6 protein-coding genes are annotated in these 3,883 nt (G+C 61.8%); 4 read left to right on the top strand and 2 right to left on the bottom strand.

Annotated features, from left to right (window positions below; genetic code table 11):
- Positions 1-316: 316 nt before the first annotated feature.
- Entirely contained in the window at positions 317-637 is a 321-nt protein-coding gene (locus tag FGM15_13555; protein MBU3666884.1) for a hypothetical protein, read from the bottom strand.
- A 1-nt stretch (position 638) separates the two neighbouring features.
- Entirely contained in the window at positions 639-926 is a 288-nt protein-coding gene (locus FGM15_13550; GenBank protein ID MBU3666883.1) for a hypothetical protein, read from the bottom strand.
- 605 nt (positions 927-1,531) lie between these two features.
- Here FGM15_13550 and FGM15_13545 point away from each other — a divergent pair.
- From FGM15_13545 to FGM15_13530, 4 genes are all read left to right on the top strand, one after another.
- Positions 1,532-1,759 carry a hypothetical protein gene (locus FGM15_13545; GenBank protein ID MBU3666882.1) on the top strand — a complete coding sequence of 76 codons (228 nt, stop codon included), beginning with the start codon at positions 1,532-1,534 and terminating at the stop codon, positions 1,757-1,759.
- 1 nt (position 1,760) lies between these two features.
- Positions 1,761-1,949: a hypothetical protein gene (locus FGM15_13540; GenBank protein MBU3666881.1), complete on the top strand. Its 189-nt coding sequence runs from the start codon at positions 1,761-1,763 to the stop codon at positions 1,947-1,949.
- The gene (locus FGM15_13535; protein MBU3666880.1) at positions 1,946-2,827 is read left to right on the top strand and encodes an ATP-dependent DNA ligase; all 882 of its coding nucleotides are present in this window, start codon (positions 1,946-1,948) and stop codon (positions 2,825-2,827) included. The genes FGM15_13540 and FGM15_13535 overlap by 4 nt, the downstream gene beginning before the upstream one ends.
- 115 nt (positions 2,828-2,942) lie before the next feature.
- Positions 2,943-3,881 carry a hypothetical protein gene (locus FGM15_13530; GenBank protein ID MBU3666879.1) on the top strand — a complete coding sequence of 313 codons (939 nt, stop codon included), beginning with the start codon at positions 2,943-2,945 and terminating at the stop codon, positions 3,879-3,881.
- Positions 3,882-3,883: the final 2 nt, after the last annotated feature.

The raw sequence follows: 3,883 nt of genomic DNA, 5'->3' as shown, positions 1-3,883 counted from the left end.
ACTGTTTACCGCCTTTGGAAGCGAGGTCTGTTGCGTCCAAGCCTTTCGCTGCGCACGCCGCTGTTTGCCGTATCGGAGATTGAAAGGTTTTTGCGTTCCACCGCTGGCATTGAAGAAGAGAGAAAGTCGCGCAGTCGCAGACGCGACTAAAAGTCGGCTTTGCCATTGATCCCGACGTAGGCCACAGGCTTCTCCATGCTCTTGCCTGGTTTGATGTCGATGCGCAGTGAGGCGAGCAGGCGGTGCCAGAAAGAGCGGCGATCTGGCGGTCGCGGCTGTTTGGCTTTGAAGATGGCCTCGTAGAGCCGGTGGCCGGTCACTTGACCACGGGGATCGCCCGGCGCACTTCGGTGTAGGTCACCGGTCCGGGGATGCCGTCCTGATCGGTGTTGACCAGAGCCTGGATCTTCTTGATGCCGTCGGTCTGCACGGAATTGGTGGCGTAGTTCACTGCGGCGAGGATCGTTGCCACGATAAACCCCACAATGGCCGTCTGATCGATCTGGCCGGCGAGATTGGCGTCGAAGGCGGCGACTCTGGCCACAAGCGTGGCGACAAACCCCGCGATGATCGGGGTGAGCAGGCTGCCGGACTTGGAGACCAGAAACCGCAGGAGGCTGAGCTTGATCTTGCCCATGCTACTTGTCCTCCAACCGCATTCGCTGCACGGCGGATTCGATGGTCCAACGCAGCAGGCTTTCTGTCGCCGAAACGCCCTGATGAAGCGCGGCAACCTTGAGTGCTTTGACCGCCTCCTCGCGCTTCTGGCCGCCGGTGCGGTCGGAGTTGGCCAGGGATCGCACGATGTCCAAGGCGATGGGAAGGAGCACGCCGGTGCCGCTGACGACCAGTTGGCGCAGCAGTGGCCCGTAGAAGTTCCAGATGGAGTTGGTGATCCCGAGGATTTTTGCGACGAGCGATTTCATGGGTCGCCCCCGCGCGGGATGTCAAAATGGCGAGCTACGGAGCCTTGCGCTCAGCTTCGACCGCTCGCTCCAGCACATGGAGGAGGTAGGCCTCAAGCGAGATTCCTTTAGCCCGTGCCCGCTTGGTGGCAATGGCCACTGTTTTGGCCGACAGGGAAACGGCCAGACCGCCCCTTTTCGGGGCTGATTGCGTTATGACACGTTCCGGTGTTGCAGCGGTCTGGCTCAAGCAGGTGAATTGGCAATATGACCAATCCGCTATCAGGGGACAAGAACCACACCGTGATTTTGAACGATTTGCCCGATGATCTGGCCGGTAAGCTGTTCGAGTTGGCCGAGGAGCGTGGTGTGTCCCCGAGCGAGCTTGCCCAAGGGCTGATCAGCCGGCACGTGGATAACCGCGACGACGAGTGACCCGTGGCCGCTCGCGGCTACCTCCATACCACCCGCGCAAAACGCTTCTTATGGCTCCCCGTGGCTCGTGAGTTCCCACGGCCGATAAACGAGGAAACGGGCACCCGCGGGCTTCGTGCCAAAAACCATGCCAACAAGAAGCTCGTCCGAAAAATGGTGAAAAATATGGTGCGCCAAAACTGATGGATTTGGTGAGCCCCCTGCGAGAGGCCAAGGGGGTTATGAAAAACAGCACCAAACGCAGTGAATACATCGGCACGTTCATCAAAGCCTCGGGCGAAGCCCGCACGATGCGCTTTACGACCGCTGCCGCCAATCTGGGCAAGCGCGGACTGATCACGGTCTGGGACGTGGAAAGCCGCGGCTTGCGCAAGTTCAACCTCAACACGCTGATGGGCCGCATCGTCGCGGCTGCCTGACATGAACGCGAATCAACCCGCCGTCGTGTCGGAATACAAGGGGCAGCCGCTGATCGTGCTCAATGCGGGATCGCGGTGGCCGTTCCAGTTCGGACTGGGCAAGGCGAAGATGATCCTCGAGCACATCGAGGCGATCCGGGCGTTTGTGGAGTCCGAGGGCAAGAGCGTCGGCGAGGAGGTGGCCCAGTGAGCGCCATCAGGAAACCGATGTTGGCCGGCAAGTGCGAGTGCCCCGAGGGCTTGAGCTTTCCGGTCTTGGCCACGCCGAAGCTGGATGGCATCCGTTGCCTCAAGATCGACGGGCAAGCGCTGACGAGATCGTTCAAGCCGATCAGCAACAAGTTTGCCCGTGAGTGGATTGAAGCCAATCTGCCCGACGGGGTGGACGGGGAGCTGATGCTGCGCGGCGGCACGTTCTCGCAGACCACGAGTGCGATCGGGTCCCGCGATGGCGAGCCGGACTTCGTGTTCCACGTGTTCGATTACGTGAGCGAGGACACGGATGTTCCGTATGCGTGCCGCGTGCGGGAGCTGGAACGCCTGCCCGAGTGGGAGCGCATGGCCAAAGTGCTGCCGGTCGAGATCAAGGACGCCGACGAATTGGCCAAGTTTGAGGAGAAATTCCTGGCCGAGGGTTACGAGGGTGTGATGGTTCGTGATCCGGCGGGGCCATACAAGTGCGGCCGCTCGACTGAAGGCGAGGGGTGGCTCCTCAAGATCAAGCGATTTGCCGACGCCGAGGCCGAGGTGCTTGAGCCCTACGAGGGGATGAGCAACCAGAACGAGGCCGAGCGCGATGCGTTTGGTCGAACCAAGCGCAGCCTGTCGAAAGCGGGGATGGTGGGCCGTGGCGAACTCGGCGGATTTATCGTGAGAGCCCTCGATACGGGCGTGGAATTCCGGCTCGGCTACAACCACGTGCTGGGAGGCATCGACAGGGTGAGTTTGTGGCGGAGGAAGGAGGCCCTTGTCGGACGGCTGGTCAAGTTCCGCCACCAACCGAGCGGGGCCAAGGAAGCGCCCCGATTTCCGAAGTTTGTGGGCTTCCGAGAAGCCTGGGACCTCTAAACGAAGGCCGTGTCATTAACCATGCCAACATGAAGACCGCCCGAAAAATGGTGAAAAATATGGTGTTCAAAACCGATGGACTCAGCGCGGCTGCCCGCGAGAGGACAAGGGGGTTATGAAAAAACCGGATACCAAAGCCGCCAGCGTGCTCTTCGGAGTTGAGCTGGAAACAGTCATCCCCGCCGGTTGCGGGGTTCAAGTGGGCAACTACCACCGTGGCTGCCAAGTCACGGGCGGGTTGCGCAAGTCGGACGGCACGGTTGTGACCGCGCCCAAGTTCAACCGGATGCCGTGGAGAGCGGAGCATGATGGCTCGATCCGCGGCGCCGGCGTGGCCTGTGAATTCGTGTCCCCGATCCTGCACGGGGAGGACGGCGTGACCGCGCTCTGCCAGTTCGTGGAATTCATCACGGCCATCGGTGCCACGGTGAATGACAGCTGCGGCTGCCACGTCACGGTGAACGTGGATTCGATCATCGGCTCAAACGATCACGCCAAGCGCGGCGAGTTCGCCCGCAAGTTGGCGCACATCGCACAGTGGCACGCGCGCTCTATCTACGGCCAGACGGGAGCGGGGCGGCACACGAACACTTATAGCCACACGTTTGCCGCCGACGTGGCCAACTTGGTCAAGACAATGGAGAAGCACCCCGACCTGCGCTTCAAGGAATCGGCGGCCATGGCCTGCGGGCGCGGCATGATCAACTTCCGCAAGCTCTTCAGCCACGGCCTTGTCGAGTTCCGTGCCTTTGCCGGCACGACGAGCGTGGCCAAGGTGCAGCACCACGTGGCCACGGCGATCGGGCTTTGCCGCCGCGCCGCGGAGGTGGAATGCCTCGGGGCGTTCAAGAAGAACAAGGTGCAGGAGGCCCGCACGCGCACGGCGGCCGATGCGGTGAAGTTCCTGTGGGACTACCTCGGATGGACCGGCAGCAAGCGCGACTGCGCGCTCGGTCTGTTCGGCCGCCTGCACTCGGAGTTCCGCCAATACCGCAAGGAGGCCCTGCGGCTCTGCCGGCAGTTTGATGCCCGCTACCCCAATGCGCCCCTTTAAGC

Source organism: Chthoniobacterales bacterium, assembly GCA_018883245.1.
Lineage (GTDB): Bacteria > Verrucomicrobiota > Verrucomicrobiia > Chthoniobacterales > JACTMZ01 > JACTMZ01.
Note: the sequence above shows the minus strand (reverse complement) of the source record. Positions and strands in the feature narration are given on the sequence as shown.